This is a genomic window from Paucibacter sp. TC2R-5 (assembly GCF_025717605.1).
In the GTDB taxonomy this organism is placed as follows: domain Bacteria; phylum Pseudomonadota; class Gammaproteobacteria; order Burkholderiales; family Burkholderiaceae_C; genus Paucibacter_A; species Paucibacter_A albus.
In genome coordinates this window covers 451297-470166 of the sequence record NZ_JAJIRQ010000004.1, presented here as the reverse complement: position 1 = coordinate 470166, position 18870 = coordinate 451297, and the positions used below count along the sequence as shown (strand labels likewise).

At 62.0% G+C, this 18870-nt stretch carries 19 protein-coding genes; 8 read left to right on the top strand and 11 right to left on the bottom strand.

Features of this window, described 5'->3' with window-relative positions:
• Nucleotides 1-39 precede the first annotated feature (39 nt).
• The 5 genes from grxC to LNV08_RS12235 form a co-directional block, all read right to left on the bottom strand.
• Entirely contained in the window at nucleotides 40-300 is a 261-nt protein-coding gene (gene grxC, locus LNV08_RS12255) for a glutaredoxin 3 (RefSeq protein ID WP_263533975.1), read from the bottom strand.
• Nucleotides 301-302: 2 nt separating this feature from the next.
• On the bottom strand, nucleotides 303-713 hold the full coding sequence (locus LNV08_RS12250; protein WP_263533974.1) for a rhodanese-like domain-containing protein: 411 nt from the start codon (nucleotides 711-713) through the stop codon (nucleotides 303-305).
• 126 nt (nucleotides 714-839) lie between these two features.
• Complete coding sequence (locus LNV08_RS23070) at nucleotides 840-2351, bottom strand: methyl-accepting chemotaxis protein (protein ID WP_318014120.1); 1512 nt, start codon at nucleotides 2349-2351, stop codon at nucleotides 840-842.
• A gap of 60 nt (nucleotides 2352-2411) precedes the next feature.
• Nucleotides 2412-2846, bottom strand: coding sequence for a hypothetical protein (locus LNV08_RS12240; protein WP_263533973.1), 435 nt, complete (start codon nucleotides 2844-2846; stop codon nucleotides 2412-2414).
• 13 nt (nucleotides 2847-2859) lie between these two features.
• A complete protein-coding gene (locus LNV08_RS12235) occupies nucleotides 2860-4107 on the bottom strand; it encodes a porin (protein ID WP_263533972.1) in 1248 nt (415 codons plus the stop codon).
• A gap of 198 nt (nucleotides 4108-4305) precedes the next feature.
• Between LNV08_RS12235 and gpmA the strand changes: the two genes are divergently transcribed.
• Nucleotides 4306-5049 (top strand): 2,3-diphosphoglycerate-dependent phosphoglycerate mutase, encoded by a 744-nt coding sequence (gene gpmA, locus LNV08_RS12230; protein WP_263533971.1) that lies wholly within the window; start codon nucleotides 4306-4308, stop codon nucleotides 5047-5049.
• A 58-nt stretch (nucleotides 5050-5107) separates the two neighbouring features.
• Here the strand turns inward: gpmA and LNV08_RS12225 are convergent, their stop codons facing one another.
• Together LNV08_RS12225 and LNV08_RS12220 are read right to left on the bottom strand one after the other, a co-directional pair.
• Entirely contained in the window at nucleotides 5108-5995 is an 888-nt protein-coding gene (locus LNV08_RS12225; protein ID WP_263533970.1) for a ribose-phosphate diphosphokinase, read from the bottom strand.
• 12 nt (nucleotides 5996-6007) lie between these two features.
• On the bottom strand, nucleotides 6008-7579 hold the full coding sequence (locus LNV08_RS12220) for a thymidine phosphorylase family protein (protein WP_263533969.1): 1572 nt from the start codon (nucleotides 7577-7579) through the stop codon (nucleotides 6008-6010).
• A gap of 93 nt (nucleotides 7580-7672) precedes the next feature.
• Between LNV08_RS12220 and LNV08_RS12215 the strand changes: the two genes are divergently transcribed.
• The 4 genes from LNV08_RS12215 to LNV08_RS12200 all read left to right on the top strand — a co-directional run bounded on the left by LNV08_RS12215 (nucleotide 7673) and on the right by LNV08_RS12200 (nucleotide 13326).
• A complete protein-coding gene (locus tag LNV08_RS12215; RefSeq protein WP_263533968.1) occupies nucleotides 7673-8968 on the top strand; it encodes a cyclic nucleotide-binding domain-containing protein in 1296 nt (431 codons plus the stop codon).
• A gap of 133 nt (nucleotides 8969-9101) precedes the next feature.
• Nucleotides 9102-9317 (top strand): hypothetical protein, encoded by a 216-nt coding sequence (locus LNV08_RS12210; protein WP_263533967.1) that lies wholly within the window; start codon nucleotides 9102-9104, stop codon nucleotides 9315-9317.
• A 150-nt stretch (nucleotides 9318-9467) separates the two neighbouring features.
• Nucleotides 9468-11321 (top strand): patatin-like phospholipase family protein, encoded by a 1854-nt coding sequence (locus LNV08_RS12205; RefSeq protein WP_263533966.1) that lies wholly within the window; start codon nucleotides 9468-9470, stop codon nucleotides 11319-11321.
• Nucleotides 11322-11343: 22 nt separating this feature from the next.
• Complete coding sequence (locus LNV08_RS12200) at nucleotides 11344-13326, top strand: GNAT family N-acetyltransferase (RefSeq protein ID WP_263533965.1); 1983 nt, start codon at nucleotides 11344-11346, stop codon at nucleotides 13324-13326.
• A 43-nt stretch (nucleotides 13327-13369) separates the two neighbouring features.
• On the opposite strand, the gene LNV08_RS12195 is transcribed toward LNV08_RS12200, so the two are convergent.
• The 4 genes from LNV08_RS12195 to LNV08_RS12180 form a co-directional block, all read right to left on the bottom strand.
• A complete protein-coding gene (locus LNV08_RS12195; protein ID WP_263533964.1) occupies nucleotides 13370-13777 on the bottom strand; it encodes an ATP-binding protein in 408 nt (135 codons plus the stop codon).
• Between the two features lie 14 nt (nucleotides 13778-13791).
• Entirely contained in the window at nucleotides 13792-14133 is a 342-nt protein-coding gene (locus tag LNV08_RS12190) for an STAS domain-containing protein (RefSeq protein ID WP_263533963.1), read from the bottom strand.
• 99 nt (nucleotides 14134-14232) lie between these two features.
• Nucleotides 14233-15510, bottom strand: coding sequence for a PP2C family protein-serine/threonine phosphatase (locus LNV08_RS12185; RefSeq protein WP_263533962.1), 1278 nt, complete (start codon nucleotides 15508-15510; stop codon nucleotides 14233-14235).
• A 7-nt stretch (nucleotides 15511-15517) separates the two neighbouring features.
• On the bottom strand, nucleotides 15518-16000 hold the full coding sequence (locus LNV08_RS12180) for a hypothetical protein (protein WP_263533961.1): 483 nt from the start codon (nucleotides 15998-16000) through the stop codon (nucleotides 15518-15520).
• Between the two features lie 267 nt (nucleotides 16001-16267).
• On the opposite strand from LNV08_RS12180, the gene LNV08_RS12175 reads away from it, so the two are divergent.
• The 3 genes from LNV08_RS12175 (at nucleotide 16268) to LNV08_RS12165 (ending at nucleotide 18853) form a co-directional block, all read left to right on the top strand.
• Nucleotides 16268-17005: a Crp/Fnr family transcriptional regulator gene (locus LNV08_RS12175; RefSeq protein ID WP_263533960.1), complete on the top strand. Its 738-nt coding sequence runs from the start codon at nucleotides 16268-16270 to the stop codon at nucleotides 17003-17005.
• A 73-nt stretch (nucleotides 17006-17078) separates the two neighbouring features.
• A complete protein-coding gene (locus LNV08_RS12170) occupies nucleotides 17079-18221 on the top strand; it encodes a sensor domain-containing diguanylate cyclase (RefSeq protein WP_263533959.1) in 1143 nt (380 codons plus the stop codon).
• A 158-nt stretch (nucleotides 18222-18379) separates the two neighbouring features.
• Complete coding sequence (locus tag LNV08_RS12165; protein ID WP_263533958.1) at nucleotides 18380-18853, top strand: rhodanese-like domain-containing protein; 474 nt, start codon at nucleotides 18380-18382, stop codon at nucleotides 18851-18853.
• The last annotated feature ends 17 nt before the right edge of the window (nucleotides 18854-18870 follow it).

Here is an 18870-nt window from a genome sequence, read left to right as displayed (position 1 = left end):
GTTTATGACGATTTGCTGGGGGCTTCCCCCCTCTTGAAATTAGCCCGCTTGCAACAAGGCCTGCAGGCCACCGCGCTGATCCAGCGCGATCAGATCGTCGCAGCCACCGACATGGGTGTCGCCAATAAAGATTTGCGGCACGGTGCGTCGGCCGGTCAGGGCCACCATCGCATCCCGCTCGGTCGGATTCAAATCGATCCGCACTTCAAGCACCTGCTCCACGCCGCGTTGCTTCAGCAAGGCCTTGGCCCGCACGCAATAAGGGCAGACTTGGGTCGTGTACATCTTGACTGTTTGCATATTCAGGCACTCTTCTCTATAGGCAGGTTGGCTTCCCGCCAGCCATTCATGCCACCGGCCAGCGCCTGTGCATTCTCATAGCCCAGCTTGCGCAGCGTCGCCACCGCGCGTTGTGACCTGGCGCCGCTCTTGCACAACACCACCAAGGGCAAGGCCTTGTTGGACGGCAAAGACTTGTGACCTTCCAGCGCATCCAAAGGGATGTTGCGGGCACCGGCTACGTGAGCGGCGGCAAACTCGGCCGGCTCACACACATCGATCACCACCGCCTTTTCGCGGTTCATCAAGCGTACCGCCTCGGCCGGGGACAGCGCCTTACCTTGGCTGCTATTGACCAAGTTCGGCCAAAGCAGCAAACCACCGGACGCCAAGGCGACCAGAACCAAAATCCAGTTATCGAGCAGGAAGTTCAAAGGGGGAGTCCGGTTATTGGAGAGATATTGGGGCACCACAAGGGCGAAAAACGATGATTATAGAAAAAGGCCCGCCGGCATGCCGGCGGGCCTCGGTTTTCAAACTTGAACGCTTGGGTTTGAAGCTCAGAGTTTGAAGGTCGCCACCGCTGTTTGCAGGGCCTGCGCCTGGCTCTCCAGACTGCTGGCTGCGGCCGCCGCTTGCTCCACCAAGGCCGCGTTTTGCTGAGTCATTTGATCGAGCTGCGTGATCGATTGATTGACCAGACCGATGCCCTGACTCTGCTCGCCAGTGGCCGCTGTCACCTCGCCGATGATGTCCGAAACCCGCTGCACGCTGGCGACAATTTCGTTCATCGTGCTGCCGGCGTCTTGCACCAAACGACTGCCGGTTTCAACCCGGTCGACGCTGGCGCCGATCAGCGCCTTGATTTCCTTGGCCGCCTCGGCCGAGCGCTGCGCCAGCGAGCGCACCTCGCTCGCCACCACCGCAAACCCACGCCCCTGCTCACCGGCACGCGCGGCTTCCACCGCCGCATTCAGCGCCAAGATATTGGTCTGGAAAGCGATGCCATCGATAACGCCAATGATGTCGCTGATCTTTTTGGAGCTGGTGTTGATCTCATCCATGGTGGTGACCACTTGACTGACCACCTCGCCTCCCTTGCGCGCGACGGTAGCGGCCGAACCGGCCAGCTGGTTCGCCTGTGCAGCGGCCTCGGCGCTTTGGCGCACGGTATCAGTAAGCGTTTGCATATTGCTGGAGGTTTGCTCCAGCGATGTAGCTTGCTTCTCGGTCCGCATCGACAAATCATGGTTGCCGACCGCGATTTCCCGCGACGCCACCGACATCGAATCGGTGCCCGAGCGCACATTCGCGACGATACCTGCCAAGCCCTGTGACACGTCGCGCACCGCGGCCAGCAGGCTCTCACCGGCGCCCGGCGCCACGGTGATCGACTGCGACAAATCGCCGGCAGCGATCAGCCGCATCACATCGCGCGCATATTCTGGCTCGCCGCCCAGCTGGCGCCAGACGCTGCCGATGACCAAGAAAGAGCCCACACCCAGTGCAGCCACCACAACCAAGCCACTCACCAAGATGGCCGCCAAGCTGGACGACACGCCCGCATCGGCGGTCTTCAAGCCATTGTCAAAACCGTCGCTGGCTTCGCGCCTGGCCTTGGCCACGTCAGCCTCGAAGACTTTCAGCGCGGCCTGCATCTTCGGGATGGCGCCGGCTTGATCGCCTTGCTTGATGCCCAAGAACAACTGGGCGGTGTCAACGGAGGCAGCAAAGTAGGCCTCAAAAGAGGCCTTGAGCTTGCCTGCCGTATCGGCCTTGCCGTCAATCTTGGCAATCGCATCGAGCAATTTGCGAATCGTCGCGGCACGCTCATTGGCCTCGTCCAAGCGCTTTTTCTCACCCTCGGCCACTGCGCTCTGAATCGTCGCGCCCAGGGCGTCCATTTGGGCGCCGAGCTGAGAAGTCGCGTCCACAAAGGGGTAGTGCACCTGCTCGACCGCATTGATGGCCGAAGAAGTGCGCGCCGAGAAGGCCCACACGACCGCGATGCCGACCGCAAAAATCAAGGCCGCAAACACTGGCAGGAGCCAGATTCTTGTTCTCACATTCATTCGCTTCTCCAATGGCGGCGTGCCAACCCGGGTCGGCACGCCTGGGCCTGAGATCAACAATCAGTCTACGCTCAAGACCACCTTAACGCTGCCGTCCACTGCTGACTTTTCGATGTATCCGATCGCATCCGCATTCGCCGCGACATACTTTTTCACATCGGCAGCCGTGGCCAGCTCCTTGGGCGGGGTGGCCTTGCCGGAAAACACCAGTCGCGACCAAGCCGCCTTGACCTGGGCCGCCTGCTTGCCGGTCACCTTGCTGTAGAACTGTTCGCGCGCCGCCGCCGATTCAGGCAAATCGGCGGCCATGGCTGCCGCGCCGCTGGGCAAGGTATTGCTCTTACCCAAGAAAATCGCGCTGACCTGATCGGCCGTCATCGTCGCCGTAGGGCTTTTGGAGTTGACGATCACGGCCACTTGCGCTTGAGCCATGCCGGACAGGCACAGCGCCGAAACAAGAGCCAAACCGCTGAAATATTGATAGTTGCTTTTCATGTCATCCTCCCGCTCAGAACACGAAGTCCACAGCGACGCTGTAGACATTGACCGTGTTCTTGCCGGCTATAAAGGCCTGCGATGGAGAGGAAAACAGGCCAGGCCCGTCCGCCTTGATTTGCTCGTACTGGCCCTTTACCGCGACATTGCGGTAAGCATCCCAGCGCACGCCGATCGCATTGGTTTTTTGCTGATTGCTCTGCGAGCGCAAGGTGCCATCCACCAGCGCCCTCAAGTCCTTGGTCAACCCAGGAATGGGCACGCCTGCTGGGATGGTGTTGTCGACATTGCTGGACTTTTGGCTCAGATCCGAGATCGTCACGTAAGGGGTGAACTTGCCCAGGCGATAGCCCAGCGTGGCATACCAGCCATCGGTGTCGGGCACGTAGGACTCGGTGCGGCGCATCGTGTATTCAGCCATGACCAGCCAGTTGTCGCGGTCCAGCGTGACGCCGAAGCCGGTGAACGTGGCCTTTTTGTCGGTCGCATCCATCTGGTTGCCAGCCGCCGCAGCGCCGGGCACCGGCACCTTGCGCAAGATGCCCACCAGTTGCTTCAGCGAAGCGCTGTCAACCGTCAATTTGCTGTCCACATAGCCGGCCCGCAAGGTGATGCCGCCATCCAGCTCAAGCGACGCGTTGAAGCCCAGCATGCTGTCCATCGTGACATCAACACCTTCGAAGACGGCTTTGGATTTGCCGGCATAAGCCTGCAAATTCAGCGTGGCGGAACCAATATTGGTTTGATAGCTGACATCGCCACCATCAAAGTGGCTTACCGGCACCTGCCCGTACACATCTTGGGGCGGACGCAGCCAGGTATTGGCATAACCCACATCACGGAAGTCAGATACGGCAAAGAATGGTGCGCCCATGCGCCCCAAACGAACCGCCACCGAGGGGCTGAACTGCGCCTTGGCGAAGGCCCATTCCAGTTCGGGCTTGTAGCTGCCGTCGCCATTCTGCTTGGACAGGACTTGCATCGTCGCCGAGAACATTTTGTTCAACTTGGCATTGACCTGCACACCGAGCTTGGTGTCCACGTCACCGCTCCAGGCCGTGGTCGCCCCGCGCGGTTGACCTGACACCACATAGCGAGCCTCGCTGGTGTCGGTGCCGACAGCGCCGACCGTGCCGAAGCCGGACAGCGAGAAAATCGAATCGGCAGCCGCAGGTTCTTGAGCTTGAGCCTGGGAATGGCCTACAAAGCCGGCAAGCGCCAGCACCACGGGCGATAAGCGCCCAACAGTCAGTCTCTTCATAAAGTCTCCTTCTTATTGAACATCCAGGCCGCAACATGCCGAGCATGCACCGGCCACCAACGACATTGATCAGCTTATCGGCCAAACGTAACAACTATGTAACGTTTCTTTCGATTCAATCACTCGAAAAGCCGTGCTGCGCACACCGATAGAATCCGCAGCAGCCCAAATGGGCGGCCACTCTGAAGATCACATTCCATGTACAAACTCGTGCTCATTCGCCATGGCGAATCGACCTGGAACCTCGAAAATCGTTTCACCGGCTGGACCGATGTAGACCTGACCCCCACCGGCGTGGAGCAGGCCAAACAAGCCGGCCGCCTGCTCAAGGAAGCTGGGCTGGACTTCGACATCACCTACACCTCGATGCTCAAGCGTGCAGTTTGGACTCTTTGGCACTGTTTGGATCAAATGGATCGCACATGGTTGCCGGTTGTCCACAGTTGGCGCCTGAATGAGCGCCACTATGGGTCCCTGCAAGGCTTGAACAAAGCCGACATCGCCAAGCAATACGGCGACGAGCAGTTGCTAGTGTGGCGCCGTTCATACGACACGCCCCCTCCTGCCATGGAGCCAACCGATGTGCGCAGCGAGCGCAGCGATATCCGCTACGCCAAGATGAACCCGCTCGACATCCCGCTGACCGAATGTCTGAAAGACACCGTCGAGCGCGTGATGCCGTTTTGGAACGATGCGGTGGCACCGGCGATCAAGCTGGGCAAGCGCGTCGTGATCGCTGCGCACGGCAACAGCATTCGCGCCCTGGTCAAGTATCTGGACAATATCGGCGACAACGATATCGTCGGCGTCAACATTCCCAACGGCATCCCGCTGGTCTATGAGCTGGACGCTGATCTGAAGCCGATCAAGAGCTACTACCTCGGCGACGCCGAAGCCGCAGCCAAGGCGGCCGCAGCCGTAGCCAGCCAAGGCAAGGCCTGAGTCCCGGGCGGCAAAGCGCAACAAAACGCAGCGGAGTCGCTGCGTTTTGCCGCCGGCGTTAGTTCAAACTACGCCAACCCTCGGCCAACAAGCCGGCCACCGAGACCGCATTGCTCGCATGGGCAACGGAATTGCTGCTCCAGACATGGCGCACGCCAGCCTCTTTCAGATGGCTCAGCGCATCGCCATTGAACAAGGCATGGGTCACAGCGACATCGACCGAGCTGGCGCCGCGCAGCAGCAATTGCTGGGCTGAGCCTATCAAGGTGCGGCCGGTTGAGGCCATATCGTCGAGCAAGACCACCGCGCGGTCGCTGACATCAACATCGGGCAAGGCCAAGCTCACCTGATGGTCGCCCAAGCGAACCTTGTTACCGATCGCATGCTGCAAGCCGCCCGCGCCGGCCGCTTCACTGACCCATTGCGCGGACTCTTCATCCGGCCCGATCAACAAAGCTCCCGGCACCTTTGCCGCCACCCATTGGCCCAGCAAGCGCGCTGCCGACAGCGTCACGCCGCAGCCGCCGGGCATCACCTCGTCAAGGCTGTTGATGCGGTGCAGATGCGGGTCAATGGTCAGCACATGGTCGAAGTGATGGGCCAAGAGCCTGGCGATGTGACGCTGGCTGACCGCCTCGCCGGGCGTAAATTCCATGTCTTGGCGCATATAAGCCAGGTAGGGCGAGAGCAGATCCAAGCGCTTTGCCCCCAACTCGCGCGCGGTCGGCGCCGCAATCATCAGCTCAACTAACTTGTCATTCGGCTGCTGCAGGCCGCGCAGCACCAGCACGGTTGCAGGCAGCGGCTTTGGCAGCACCAAGCGCATCTCGCCGTCCGGAAAACGGTGCCGGCTGATGAAACTCAGCGGCATGCCTAAGGCCTCGGCCAACTCCAGCGCCAGCAGGCGCTCATCATCAAAGGCCAACAGCATTGCATTCGAAGTCATAAACAGGTCTTTTCAAAGAGAGAACATCGTGCCGCGGGCAAATTCATGCGGCAACTGGTCATCCGAACCCAGGCGGTAGGCCGAATCCTGCTCGGCATGCGCCTGCGCGAAGCGAAGATCGGCCTCGTACTGCGCATGAATGCGGTAAAGCAGTTCACCGGCACGGACTGGATCGCCCAATTTCTTCACCAGTTGCAGGCCTGCGCCCGGCACTTGGGGCGCGCCAGCCAGGCCCGCGATGCGTGCAATACGCAAGTTATCAATCGCCACCACGACCCCGTCACTGCTGGCCCGCAGCTCGGCCGTCAAGGCACCCACCGCCGGCATTTCCGCGCGGCGCCCTTGAGCGTCGATGATGGCATTCATCTGCGCCAAGGCGCGGCCAGAATCAAGAATGCCGCGGGCGATGTTGTAGCCTTCGCCGCCACGCACATCGGGGTCGAATTCGATCATGCGGCCGGCCAGACGCAGCGCTTTTTGGCGCAAGTCCTGCGGCGCATCTGGCTCGCCCTGCAAGACCTGCATCACGTCGCGCGCCTCCAGCACCGGCCCGATGCCGCGCCCGATCGGCTGTCTGCCATCGCTGAGCACCACATCGAGCTGCAGACGCAGATGACCGGCCACATATTCAAACAGCTTTTTAAGCCGCTGCGCCTCGACCATGGAGCGCACCTTGGCGCTCGGGCCGACCGGAATGTCCAAGACCAAATGGGTCGAGCCGGCGGCAATTTTCTTGGACAAGATCGACGCCACCATCTGGCCAGGAGAGTCAATCGCCAGCGGCCGCTCGACCGAAATCAAGATGTCATCGGCGGGCGACAAATCGGCCGTACCGCCCCAAGCCAGGCAGGCCCGCGTCGCCTTGACCACCTCCACCATGCGCTCGAAACTCAGCTCCACCGTGGCAAGCATCTCCATGGTATCGGCGGTACCCGATGGCGAGGTGATCGCGCGCGAGCTGGTCTTGGCACATAGCATGCCATGCGCACTGACGATGGGCACCACCAGCATCGAAGTTCGGTTGCCGGGGATGCCGCCTATGCAATGCTTGTCGACCACCGGGCCGGCGCCCACTTGCAGCTTCCAGTCGAGCTTGCGCCCCACCGCGATCATCGCCTCGGTCAGGTGCAAGACTTCCTCGCGGTCCAACTCGTACTGATTGGTCGCGACCACAAAAGCGGCCAACTCGATTTTTGAGTAACGCGCCTGCGCCACGTCACGAATGATGGCGAACAAATCATCTTTGCTCAGCCGCTCGCCACCAATCTTGCGACGCAGCGCGGCAATCGAAGCCGGCGGCTCGGCATGCGCGATGCTGGCTGCGTGGCCCTGCGCCACGCCCAGTCGCGCAAACGCTTCCTCGCTAACGCCAAGTTCGCAGGCGCTGACGATTTGCGCATCGTCCACCACATTCAAGACCGCCAAGATCACCTGGCCATTGGCGTGAATCTCGACCTTGGACAGTGCCTGAAAGCCGGCCGCTCGCACCACCGGGCAATCGCGGTGCAAATAGGCGACGTTTTCACGCCAGGTATCGATGCCGATGCGGCGGATGCTGAGCGAGATCTTGGGCGGGCCATTCATGCGAGCACTGTAGCGGAGCCGCCGGCTTGGCCGGTTCAGCAAAGTCAAAGACTCATGTTATGTTGCCGCCTGCGCACCCATTTCTGCCCAGCCATGCACCTGATTCCCGAGCGTCGCGAGCCACCCAAGCATCCATTGGATGGCCTCTTGATGCAGCATTTGCCCAACTTACTCGGCGAGGTTGACCCGCCCACACTGGCCTTGCTGCGCCAATCACTGCAATGGGTCGAGTTGCCGGCCGGACAAACCTTGCTGCGCCAGGGCGAGCCCGGTGACGCCATGTATTTGTTGTTGCGCGGCCGACTGCGCACCTATATGGCCGACAGCAGCGGCGACAGGCCAGGCAGTGGCGAACAACGGATGGTGCGCGAAATCACCCGTGGCCAAGTGGTCGGCGAGATCAGTCTCTACACCAAGGAGCCGCGCTCGGCGACCTTGGTGGCCGCCCGCGACTCGGTGCTGGTGCGTTTGGGCCAGGCTGAATTCGAGCATTTTTTGGCCAGCAACAAGCATGCCTCGCTGCTGCTGACGCGGCAAATCATTCAGCGCCTGCGCACCGAGAACTCAAGCGCACCGCATCAGCTCTCGGCCACCATTGCCTTGCTGCCGATCAGCGCCGACTTGGACTTGAGCGCGCTGGCCGCGGCCTTGGCCGAACAGCTGCGCCCCGGCGCCCGTGTCGCCACGATAGCGACGGCGCTCACGGATGCCGAGTTAGAAGAAATCGAGGCCAGCCATGACTATGTTCTGCTGCTGGCCGACGCGCACCCGAGCCGCTGGAGTGAGACTTGCGCACGCCATTGCGATGAACTGTTGCTGGTCGGCGACACCGCGCAGGCCCCCACGCTGCATCCGAATGAGCATGCCTTGATGCTGCGCCGCCCCGCCTCCAGTGGCGCCCATGAAACCCTGCTGCTCCTGCATGCCAAGGCGGCGGCACCTTCGCGCGTCGTGCGGGCCTGGCTGGCCTGCCGGCCGGCTCGCTTTCATCTGGAGTTTCAGCGCGGTCTGGCCCGCGACGCGGCCAAGCTGGCCGAACGCATCAACCGCCACAGCCGCAGCCCAGGCAAGGCCGTCGCGGCGGCATGGCGTTTCGGGCCGGCTGACGACAGCACCCGCTTTGAGCTGCAGTTGCGCGAGCGCCGGCTGCTGGACAAAGGCGTCGAAGTCGCTCTTGGTGCGCGCGCCTTGGACTTGCTGCAACTGCTACTGGAGCGGCCAGGTGGTTTGGTCACCAAGGGTGAAATGCTGGACCGGGTCTGGCCCGGACTGGTCGTGGAAGAGAACAATATTTCGGTCCAGATCGCCACGCTGCGCCGCGCCCTGGGTCGTGAACTGATACGCACCGTGGCGGGGCATGGCTACCGCATCCAGGCACAGCCGTCCTAGGCGTTTGTAAGGGCGCCCCCACCTGCCACCCTTGTTTCACAGAATTTTCAGAACCCTGCCCAGCTCTTGCCGCGATAGTGCGCCTAAGCGTCACCGAACAGACGCATGGCGAAGAGGGTCTGAGATGAACACCATGTTTAAACGCATTGCCGCATTGCTGGAGGGCCGCCATGTCCATATTGGTCTGCCCTTGAGCCCGGGCAAAGCGGCAAGGAGCGACACCAAATCGGTCGCCGCGCCGGGCACCGCGATCGGGGAGCAAGACTTCTGCGACACCGACATCTCCGTCGCCTGGCTTTGTGAAACGAGCAACAAGATCCGGATAGTCAAGCGCAGCAGCACACGCTGAGCCCGTTTTGGCGCGGCGACATGCTCCCAAGCTGGTGCAAGCACCCACGAACCCAGGGAAAACCAGCAAACCCAGCGCCGCCATCGGCGTGGCTTTCCTGTTACGTTCGACCCTTAGCCTAAGACCTGCATTTTCCTATCCGCGCTTGCCATGCCCGAAGCCTCTGCCGCACACCCACAACACCTAGAAGCACTACTGCGCCAGCACCTGGCCGCATTGCTGGGCGAGATCGAACCGCAAGCCATTGAGTTGCTGCTGCAACACCTGGAATGGGTGGAAGTATCCGCCGGCCAGGCCTTGATGAATCAAGGTGACGCCGGCGACGCCATGTATCTGCTGCTCAGCGGGCGTCTGCGCACCTATATCAGCAATGAATTTGGTGAGACCCGAGCAGTGCGCGAGATCGGCCGTGGTCAGATCGTCGGCGAGATGAGTCTGTTCACCGACGAGCCTCGTTCCGCCACCTTGGTGGCCATCCGCGACTCGGTGCTGGTGCGGCTGGGCAAGGAGCGCTTCAAACAATTGCTGGCGATCAGTGGACAGGTTTCGATCGCACTAACGCGGCAAATCATCGTCAGGCTGAAGACCGAAGGTGCGCGCTCGCTGCCCGATAAGCCGGTCACGATTGGCGTACTGCCCGTCAGCGCTGGCCTTGATCACGCCAGTTTTGCCGCTCAGCTCGCCCAGCAGCTCGGCGGCTTCGGGCGCGTCGCCACGGTGTCCGCTGCGAGCATAGGACTCACCTTGGGCGACCCCGCCATCTGTGAGCGCCCGCGCGCCGACACCGAGGCCACTCGCCGCATCGCGGTCCATCTGGACCACATCGAATCCGATCATGATTTCGTCATCCTGATCGGCGACGACGGCCCCACACCCTGGACCGAGCGTTGCTGCAGGCATAGCGATGAATTGCTGCTGCTGGCCGATGCCGATCAGCCCGCGCAGCTGCACCTCATCGAAACCCAATGCCTGATCAGCCGCCCGCCGCGCACCGATGCGACCGAGATCTTGGTCTTGCTGCACCCCCAGGATCGCCTGTCTCCGCAGGGCACACAGGCTTGGCTGGCTCGAAGGCCGCTGGCCGGCCATGTGCATATTCGCCCGCAACTGCCGCGCGATTTGACACGCTTGGCGCGCTTGGTCAGTCGCAACGGCGTTGGCCTGGTGCTGGCCGGCGGCGGCGCGCGCGGTCTGGCCCATATCGGCATCTACCGCGCGCTGACCGAACGCGGCATCGAGATCGACCTGGTGGGCGGCACCAGCATCGGCGCGGTGATGGCCGCCTTGGTCGGCACTGACCGTTCCATCGACGCGGTCACGCTCGCCGCTCAAAAGGCCTTTGCCACCAATCCAACCGGCGACTTCAATTGGTTGCCGATGATTTCCTTGATCCGCGGACGGCGCCTGCGCCGCGTGGTGGCCGGCTCAATCACCGAGCTGACCGGTCACGACGCGCAAATCGAAGACTTGTGGAAGAACTTCTTTTGCATCGCGACCAACTACTCGCAGGCGCGCGAGCAGCTGCTGGCTCAGGGCTCGCTGCTGAAGTCCTTGCTGGCCAGCGTGGCGATTCCCGGTGCATTGCCGCCCGTCGTGCTGGGCGGCGACCTGCTTTGCGACGGCGGCACCTTCAACAACTTACCCGCCGATGTGATGCGCGGCCGCTGGGGCATAGGTCGGGTTATTGGCGTGGACCTGGGCTCCAACAAGCCGCGCCGCTTTGAATTCGACGAAGTGCCCGGCAGCCTGGCCCTCTTGCGCGACAGCCTGCGCCCGCGTTCCAAACGCCGCTACAAACTGCCCGCGCTGTCGGCGCTGCTGATGAACGTCACTGTGCTCTACAGCACCTCCAGGCAGCGCGAGGTGCGTAAGTTGATCGATCTCTATTTCAACCCGCCCTTGCAGCGCATCGGCATGTTGCAGTGGAGTCGTTTCGACGAATTGGTCCAGCTTGGCTACCAACATGCCTGCGAAGTGCTGGACGCCCAAACACCTAAAAAATAGCTTGAAGCCGGAGTTGGTGCCCATGAACAAGCCGCTTGAATCCGCATCCCCAAACAACGGCGCCGCCGGCCTGTTGAACCGCTTGACGCAGGCCTGGAAGGGCCGCTTTGCGAGCGCCGAGGCCAAGCCTGATGATGATGGCAGTGGGCCGGCCGTGGATCCGCGTCTGGCTTTATGTGCCGAGAAAATCTGCAGCGCGCAAATGGCTGCCGCCCAGATCAAGCCCGGTGACCATGTTTTTGTGGGCACCGCGTGCGCAACGCCGCGCGCGCTGGTCGCCGCGCTGGAAGCGCTCTCGCCGGCCCCGCAAGATGTCGAGCTGCTGCACTTTCTGACCGACCAAGCCGTGCAACAAGGCGCCAATGGCCAGCCGCAAACCAAATACCAGCACCGCTGCTTCTTCGTCGGCCAAGACTTGCGCCGCGCGGTCAAGCTGGGCCTGGCCGACTATGTACCGATCTCGATCGCGCGCGTGCCGCAGCTGATCGCGATCGGGCGTATTCCGCTCGACGTGGCGCTGATACAGGTCTCCATGCCCGATGAATTCGGCTATGTGTCCTTGGGGGTCTCGGTCGACATCGCCCCAGCCGCCGTGGCCAAGGCCCGTTTGGTGATTGCCGAGGTGAACCCGCATATGCCGCGCAGCATGGGCGACTCCACCCTGCATGTGGGTGAGATCGATTGGCTGGTGCCGGTGGACACGCCGGTGATCGAGTACACCCACCCGGCCCAGCAGACCGAGGTGGTCGAGAAGATAGCGCGTTACATCAGCAGCATCATCGATGACGGCTCGACGCTGCAGATCGGTATGGGTCGCTTCAGCAATGAAGCACTCAAGTATTTGACCGACCGCCAAGACCTGGGCATCCATTCCGACGTCATCACCGACGCCATCATCCCGCTGCTGGAGCGCGGCATTCTGACCGGCCAGCGCAAAAGCAATCAGCGCGGCAAGATCGTCAGCAGCTTTGCGATGGGCACGCGTCGGCTCTACGATCTGATCGATCGCAACCCGATGTTTTCCTTCCAGCCCATCGAGGCCGTCTGCGATGCCTGGACGCTGGGCTCGCACCACAAGCTGGTGTCGGTGACGCAGGCCTTTGCCGTGGACCTGACGGGCCAAGTCTGCGTCGACCAATATCAGGGCGACTTCTACAGCGGCGTGGCCGCTCAGTCCGAGTTCTTGCAGGGTGCATCGCGCTCGCCCGGCGGCAAGGCCATCATCTGCCTGGCCTCGACCGAGGAAGACGGCCTCAGCTCCCGCATCCGCCCTGCCCTGCTGGCCGGCGAAGGAGTGGCCATACCGCGCAGCGACGTGCATTACGTGATCACCGAGTACGGCATCGCCTATCTGTTCGGCAAGTCGATCCGCGAGCGGGCGGTGGCGATGATTCAGATTGCTCACCCGAGCGCGCGCCCGGGGCTGTTCGAACAAGCCCAGGCGCTGGGCTATGTGTCGGGCGAGCAGAGCTTGCGTAATTTGCAAGCCTATGCCGTCGAAGAAGAGCGTCAGCTGCAGCTCAAGGACAAGCGCCCGGTCTTGCTGCGTCCGGCCTGCCCCAGCGACGGCGAAGGCATTCGTAGCCTCTTCCATCAGCTGCCCGAACATGACATCTACACGCGGTTTTTCCGCCGTCTGCGCGGGCTGTCCAACCGCGATGTGCAACGCCTGTGCAATCTGAATTCACAAACCGAGGTCGGCCTGGTGGCTTGCGTCGGCACACGCGAGAACCCCAAGATCATTGCGCACGCGATGTATATGGTCGACCCCGGCACCAATTTGGCCGAGACCGCCTTCATGGTTCACCCCGACTGGCAAGGCCAAGGCCTGGGTGCCCTGCTTCAGCAACGCATGAGTGAACATGCCAAGGCGCGCGGCGTGCGGGGCTTCGTCGCCGAGGTCTTGGCCAATAACGAACACATGATCAAACTGGCGCGCAGCCTGGCCGACAATGTGCAGGTCGAAAGCCTGGGCTCCTCGGTGAAGATCACCAGCTTGCTATAACTGCGCAATGAGCCGCGCAATGAGCCACACAATGAAGAGGCGCTCAGCGCCGGGCCAGCGCTATCGTCAAGCGATTGCGTCCCTCGGTCCGCGAATAGCTCACCGATAAAGCCCGCTTGCGAACCAGCATCAGCCCCAAACCACCGGGCGCAGCCTCGGCAATCGACTGGGGCAAGACGGGCTCGGCGGCCTGGGTGGGATCAAAAGCCAGGCCCTCGTCTTCAAACCGAAGGTAGACCGCCTCGTCGTCACACCAAGCGCTGAACTCGATCAGATGCAGGCCGGCGTCCTTGAACGCGTGCAAGGACGCGTTCATCAGACTCTCCTCCAGCACCAGTTCCAAGTTGAACAAGACCTTGGCATTCAACGCCTGCGGGGCCAGATAGGCCAGCAAGGCCGACCGGGCAGTCTCAAGAGACTCCAGCTTGTTCGGCAGAGACAGGCTCAACATTTGAGCAGAGCAACTCAAGCCAGCAAAGAGTCAACCGCTTGCTGCTGGGTCGCCACCAAGGGAATGATCTGATCCACCGCCGCTTGCTCCAACACGTCTTGCACCAGTTCCTGGGCCCCGAACAAGACCATCTTGCCACCCTTGGCATGCAGAGCGCGGGCGCTGGAGATCAAGAGGCGAATGCCCATCGAAGCGATGAAGGGCACGCCGGCCAAATCCACCAAGGCATGTTGGCCGGCAGCGGCAGTCGAGGCGGTGAATCGAACGCCGATTTGATCCGCGCCCGCAGCGTCCAAGCGGCCTTGCAAGCGCACGCAATGCGTCGCCGCGTCAATTTCAGTAACTTCAAGTTCCATGGTCATTCCTTGTTAGCTCGGCCCAGGCCTTGGGCCTGAGCAGCTTGCACACGCCCGGTTGGCCGCTTGCCAGCGAGCCTAGCTCAAACACATGACAAATCAGTGACGCTGCGCTGCGGCGCGTTTCAAGAGCAGCATTGTGATGTCGTCTTCTTGCGGCGCGCCGCGAGCAAACTCCCGCACCGCGGCCAAGATCAGCGCCGATAGTTGTTCTGCCGATGCGTCGCAATGCTGTGCCAGCAATCGCTCGACCCGCCCGCGCCCGAACTGCTCTGCATCAGGCGCCTCGTATTCATAAATACCGTCGGTCAGCAGGCACAAGATATCGCCCGGCGCGAATTCGATCTGCACCGGCGGGCGCAAGTTCGTGATCGGCATCGCACCCATTGGGAAGCTGGTGGCTTTGTAGCTGACGCAAGCCCCTGTGGCCGCCTGAAAATGAAGAATAGGGCCCTGCCCGCCACTCAGGAAACGCAAACAATGTTTGTCCGTGTCCAGCAAGCCGATAAAGGCGGTGACAAAACGGCTGTCCGCCAAGGTGGCGGCCAATTGATCATTGACCTTGCGAAACGCCGTCTCCAGGTCCGCCCCGAAAGAGAAGGCCATGCGCAACATGGCATGCATCTGCGTCACCGACAAGGCCGGCGCGATGCCGTGCCCGGTGGCATCGCCCAGGACCAAGAGCAGGCCTTGCTCGATCAAGGCGATGTCATAGGTATCGCCGCCGGTCAAGGAGGCCGGCAAAAAAGTGCCATGCATGTCGTAAGCGGGAATCTGCGGCAGCACCGCCGGCAGCGTCGACAGCTGCACCGCACGGGCCAACTCCAACTCCTGACGCATGCGCTCGCCTTCCAGCATCGCTGCCGTCATGCGCACCCGGCTCAAAGCCATCGCACATTGGGCCGCCAGGGCCTGCGCCAAGCCCTCGTCTTCGGCCTCAAACACGCCGTCCATGCGGTTCAGCACCTGCATCACCCCCACCAATTGCCCGGCATGGTCAATCAGGGGCAGCGTCAAACTGCAGTGGGTATGGAATCCCGAGCGCTTGTCGACCTCGGGATTGAAGCGCGGGTCGGCGTAGCAGTCGGGGACATTGATCAAACAGCGGTCGCGCGCACAAGCACCGACCAGCCCCGCGCCCAAGGCCAAGCGCACCTGGGACAAGTCCTTTGAAACTTCGAGCACCAACTCCTCCGCCTCGCTGTCCAGCAGCCAGATCGAGCTGCGCTGGGCGTGCAGCACTTGGCGCGCAGCGGCCGCCACCGTTTGCAGCATGGTCGGCAAATCAAATGGCGCGGCGAGCGCGCGCGTCACCGCCAACAGCGCGCGCATCTCCTCCTGGGTCAGGGGCGGATGGCTGCTCGCTTGAGGGCTCATACCGCGCTCAGTGCAGGTCCGGCGAGAAAGCTTCTTGCAGCCGCCAGCCCTGCTGCCACAAGGCTTGCAGCGCCTGCTCCAAAACAGCATCGCGCAAGGCGTTTGGACTCTGGCCGGGCCGGGCCAAGACCACCGGACTCAGCCACTGCGGCGCGGCCTGGGCTTCGCTGGATGCAGACGCTCGCCACAGGGCCAAACGCCAGGCATGCTGGGTGCCGCAAGCCTGGGCCTCATCGGCCAGCAAGCCCAGCCAATCACCGCTGCGCACGCCATAGGCCGCGCGCACGATGCGGGCCGCCGAAGCACGCCTGGGCATCTGCGCGAGGGCTTCGCCCCAAGGGCTGATGAGATGGCGAGAGGCCGATGCAACCTGGGCCGGCAATGCGACGGGCTGGGTCGACTTAGGGTTGGCGTGCTGCGCTGACTCTGAAGCGGCGAGTGAGGCGGCCCGGCGGGTCAACCAACGATCAAAAGAAGCAAGACCTTGCATGATAAAAATGATAACTCCGAGTGCCCTGACACCGGCGTTTGCCGGCCCAGGGCATCTCGGAGCCGCAACGCTTTAGCCGTATTTGATAGCCCGCCCGCAAGTAGTTGGTAAATCGGCGGTGACACCGTTGAACCGGCGTCGGGTGAGATTATAAACAGCACAAAGGGACGCGACACGGTTGCGCCCGCCTTGGATAGCCTTGGGACATCTTGCAGTGCACAATTTGGGCACTAGGTCACGGTAACAGCCTGGGTAGCGAGCGCCATCTTGAACGAGTCGATTTCACAGCTGACTGAGTTTGCCCAAGCATGGCTCGGGGACGTCTTGGCTTCGCCACAACAAACGCTGGCGCATTTGGCGGCAGCCATCGCCGTCGCGCTGGTGATGGCCGGCGCGCTGGCCCGAACCATGATGCCGCTGCGCTGGTTGGCTGCCGGCAGCAATGTCGGCTTGATGATTTACGGCGCCTTGCATCCGTCGCCGATCACCTTTTCCATCGCAGCCGTGCTGCTGCCGGTCAACCTTTACCGCGCGATTGAAGTCAGCAAGCTGACCCGCCGGGTCCACCGCGCGGAGGCCGACGCCCGTCAGGCCGGGCTTTGGCTCAAGCCCTATATGAAGGCCAAAAAGCTCAAGGCCGGCCAAACCCTGTTCAGCAAAGGCGACTTGGCTGAGCATCTGTTTTTATTGGTGGAAGGAGAGATGGAACTGGTCGAGTTGGGCAAGGTCTTGGAGCCCGGCCGCATTTTTGGCGAAATTGCACTTTTCTCCCCCGACCGCATTCGTACCAGCACCGTGCGCTGCGTCACGCCTTGCACCGTGCTGCGGATTCATGACAGCACCGTCCGGCAGCTCTACTACCAAGACCATGCCTTTGGTTTTCACCTGATCGACCTGCTGGCCAGCCGCCTCAGCGGCGATGTACAGCGCGCGCAGGCGCAATTGCGCGAGGCCAAGCGTGAAAAGCTGGACCAAAGCCAAGCACACAGGCAAGACTCCAGCTAGGCAAGCAAGCGTTTGCCGCTACATTGGCTGCCGCCCATGACAAACCCAGTTGTTGAACATCGCCGCTAGCCACTTGGACATCCGAACCCTGTTTCTCGCCCAGACCTGTGCCATGGCGGCCATTGCCGCCATGCTCTGGGTCGCCCGCAGCCCGGCCGACGAAGGCAATGGGCTGAAGACTTGGATGTGGGCCGTGGGCTGCCAGGCCCTGGCCTACCTGCTGCTGGCCAATTTAAGCTGGTGGCCGATGCCGCTGTCGACCTTGCTCGGCAATGCGCTGGGTGCCCTCAGCGTGGCCTTGTTTTTTACCGCCATTCGGCAGTTCCTCGGCCTGCCCATCGCCATTCGAAGACTGGCCTTGATGTTCGTCCTGGTGACGGCCGCTGCAACCGTTGCCAGCGGCTTGACACCCAGCGAACATCGACTCATACCAACCATCTTCAACGGCTTTGTTTACGCCGGCCTGGAGTGGCTGAATGCGCTGGCGCTGTGGCGAAGCCCCAGGCCGGAGTTGCGTCGGGTGCAGCGCATCGTGGCCCTGCTCTACTTTGCCATGGCTCTGCTGCTGCCCGTACGCGCCGGTGTGTTGCTGCTCGACGCAATCAATGTGGGGCAGTTCAGCATCCCCGAGGCATGGAATCAACCGATTTACCTGTTGGGCTTCATCTACATCATCGCCACCAACCTCGGCTTCTTGCAAATGTGCAAGATGCGCGCCGAGGCCGAGGTACGCATGCAAGCGCTGACCGATGGCCTGACCGGATTGCCAAACCGCCGCGCGCTGGATGAAGCGATGGATGCGGCCTTGGGTGCAGCACAGCGACAAGAACAGCCCTTCGCGCTGCTGATGATCGACTTGGACTTCTTCAAAAGCATCAATGATCGCTTCGGCCATCACACCGGCGACCAAGTGCTCGCAACCTTCGCCGCACGGCTTCGCGGCGGCCTGCGTTCCCAGGATCAGGCCTTTCGCTACGGCGGCGAAGAGTTCATTGCCTTGCTGCCCGATACCCGCGCAGACAGCGCCTTGGTTCTGGCCGAGCGCCTCAGGCAGCAAGTGGGCTCGGCAGCCGAGCCCTCAAAGCCGGCCATCAGCGCCAGCTTTGGAGTCGCCGTCTGGCAGCCGGGCGACGACGGTGACGCCATCTTCCAGCGCGCCGACCGGGCTCTTTATCAAGCCAAGGCTTTGGGCCGCGACCGAGTCGCGCTGGCCTGATTCCCAAGCCACCATCCCTAGCCCCACAAGGCTGCAGCGCAAGAACAGAGTCGCTATTTCGTCTCAAGCCGGTCACGCGCAAGCCGATATTGCTGCAATATTGGCCCGGGCTTGGTCAGCGCTTGGGCGCTGACTATGTTCCATTGCCGGAGTTCCCGATGCAAGATCGCAGACTTTTCGTGGGCTTGATGATCCAAGTGTTGACCGCTTCCTTGGTCACCAGTTTGCCGGCCCGAGCGCAAGACAAACCCCAGACGCCGACCCGCTTGGCTGGCGCCAAGGTGATCAGCCCGCAAGAGGCGCATGCGCTGTTGCTCGGCGGCAAAGCGGTTTTTCTCGACGCGCGCAGCCCACTGAGTTTTGCCAAAGGCCATATACCCGGCTCAATCTCGGTTTTCTACAAGGAGAAAAGTGAGTTTGCCGAGAACTTCGACGCCTCGCTCGACAGCTTCGACTTCGGCAAACTGCCGCCGACCAAGCAAACAGCATTGGTGTTCTACAGTGATGGACCGACCGGCTGGAAGTCCTACAAAGCGGCCGTGCTTGCGCAGCGCCGAGGCTATGTGAATGTGCATTACCTGCGCAGCGGCTGGGCCGGCTGGGAAGCTGCCGGTCTGCCGAAAGAGGAATAGCCCCACGGCAAAATCAA

Bases quoted from the DNA above. Each gene is read 5' to 3' on its own strand.
- grxC (WP_263533975.1), bottom strand. From the start codon at position 300: ATGCAAACAGTCAAGATGTACACGACCCAAGTCTGCCCTTATTGCGTG.
- LNV08_RS23070 (WP_318014120.1), bottom strand. From the start codon at position 2,351: ATGAATGTGAGAACAAGAATCTGGCTCCTGCCAGTGTTTGCGGCCTTG.
- LNV08_RS12240 (WP_263533973.1), bottom strand. From the start codon at position 2,846: ATGAAAAGCAACTATCAATATTTCAGCGGTTTGGCTCTTGTTTCGGCG.
- LNV08_RS12235 (WP_263533972.1), bottom strand. From the start codon at position 4,107: ATGAAGAGACTGACTGTTGGGCGCTTATCGCCCGTGGTGCTGGCGCTT.
- gpmA (WP_263533971.1), top strand. From the start codon at position 4,306: ATGTACAAACTCGTGCTCATTCGCCATGGCGAATCGACCTGGAACCTC.
- LNV08_RS12225 (WP_263533970.1), bottom strand. From the start codon at position 5,995: ATGACTTCGAATGCAATGCTGTTGGCCTTTGATGATGAGCGCCTGCTG.
- LNV08_RS12220 (WP_263533969.1), bottom strand. From the start codon at position 7,579: ATGAATGGCCCGCCCAAGATCTCGCTCAGCATCCGCCGCATCGGCATC.
- LNV08_RS12215 (WP_263533968.1), top strand. From the start codon at position 7,673: ATGCACCTGATTCCCGAGCGTCGCGAGCCACCCAAGCATCCATTGGAT.
- LNV08_RS12210 (WP_263533967.1), top strand. From the start codon at position 9,102: ATGTTTAAACGCATTGCCGCATTGCTGGAGGGCCGCCATGTCCATATT.
- LNV08_RS12205 (WP_263533966.1), top strand. From the start codon at position 9,468: ATGCCCGAAGCCTCTGCCGCACACCCACAACACCTAGAAGCACTACTG.
- LNV08_RS12200 (WP_263533965.1), top strand. From the start codon at position 11,344: ATGAACAAGCCGCTTGAATCCGCATCCCCAAACAACGGCGCCGCCGGC.
- LNV08_RS12195 (WP_263533964.1), bottom strand. From the start codon at position 13,777: ATGTTGAGCCTGTCTCTGCCGAACAAGCTGGAGTCTCTTGAGACTGCC.
- LNV08_RS12190 (WP_263533963.1), bottom strand. From the start codon at position 14,133: ATGGAACTTGAAGTTACTGAAATTGACGCGGCGACGCATTGCGTGCGC.
- LNV08_RS12185 (WP_263533962.1), bottom strand. From the start codon at position 15,510: ATGAGCCCTCAAGCGAGCAGCCATCCGCCCCTGACCCAGGAGGAGATG.
- LNV08_RS12180 (WP_263533961.1), bottom strand. From the start codon at position 16,000: ATGCAAGGTCTTGCTTCTTTTGATCGTTGGTTGACCCGCCGGGCCGCC.
- LNV08_RS12165 (WP_263533958.1), top strand. From the start codon at position 18,380: ATGCAAGATCGCAGACTTTTCGTGGGCTTGATGATCCAAGTGTTGACC.